Origin of the sequence: Ruminococcus sp. 210702-SL.1.03 (assembly GCF_020559915.1) — a bacterium.
GTDB lineage: Bacteria > Bacillota > Clostridia > Oscillospirales > Ruminococcaceae > YE71.
In genome coordinates this window covers 1-222 of sequence record NZ_JAJCLZ010000196.1, presented here as the reverse complement: position 1 = coordinate 222, position 222 = coordinate 1, and the positions used below count along the sequence as shown (strand labels likewise).

The window sequence follows — 222 nt, the reverse complement described above, 5'->3', positions numbered from 1 at the left end:
CGCTCGCCGCCGTAACTATGCCGCCCATCGTGGGTATAGCGTACTGCGTTACATTTCCGCCGAATGGCAGGGTAACGCTCGCGCTCAGCCCATCGTCTGAGATGGAAATGTCAGCGTAACTCGCATAGTCGGCGGGCGAGCCCATGTCATAGTACGTCGCGCCGAAATCGCCAACATCGAGAAGCATTAAGCGGTTGCCCGTAAACGTCGCGATGTCGAACG

Annotated in this window: 1 protein-coding gene; it reads right to left on the bottom strand. The window is 58.1% G+C overall.

The window, feature by feature from the left end:
* Positions 1–222: hypothetical protein (locus tag LI114_RS14080; protein WP_227221176.1), on the bottom strand; the 222-nt coding region annotated here is incomplete at both ends.